The sequence below is a fragment of the Vibrio sp. 1078-1 genome (assembly GCF_033340475.1).
Window position 1 is genome coordinate 1 of the sequence record NZ_JAWOWM010000398.1, and the last position, 677, is coordinate 677.

At 45.1% G+C, this 677-nt stretch carries 1 pseudogene; it reads left to right on the forward strand.

From position 1 onward, the window contains the following. Window positions 1-202 (forward strand): annotated as a pseudogene (gene groEL, locus R7190_RS27800) (chaperonin GroEL); the annotation flags it as partial. Window positions 203-677: the final 475 nt, after the last annotated feature.

Genomic DNA, 677 nt, shown 5'->3' on the forward strand with positions numbered 1-677 from the left:
GACGGGTGAATACGGCGACATGCTAGAGATGGGTATCCTAGACCCAACTAAAGTAACTCGTAGCGCTCTACAATTTGCAGCGTCTGTCGCTGGTCTAATGATCACAACAGAAGCGATGGTAACTGACCTACCACAAAAAGAAAGTGCAGGCATGCCTGACATGGGTGGTATGGGCGGTATGGGTGGCATGGGCATGATGTAATCATCCCGCGCTATTCCAAGCCGAGTAGAACAAAAAGCCGAGGTGTGAACCTCGGCTTTTTTGCGTCTGGTGTTTGCCCACTGTGCATTTTTCAGTGTAGGTAAAAGAAGATGTGAATTGTGAGGGATGCGTTCCGGCAGCGTCAGTGGAAAAACAGAAAAATAACTGAGATGAATTTTTTTCTAGGATAGTCAGATTGTTAAATATGACCTATTGCTAACACTTTTTGTGTCCGAATAGCGCAAAATCTGAACATTACACTATGTTGTAAATTACTGCTTACCATCATGGAGATAAAAATGAAAAAGCTTATGACGTCATTGGCTGTTGCAGCCACTATCGCATCACCTGTTGCTCTTGCGAACAGCACCCCTGTGATGTTTTCAACGATCGACCATACTAACGCTCCATCAAACTCTGCTGTTGGTGGTGTTCGTTTGGCGGTACTGCATGGCCAAGTAAACGAAGTAAAAGG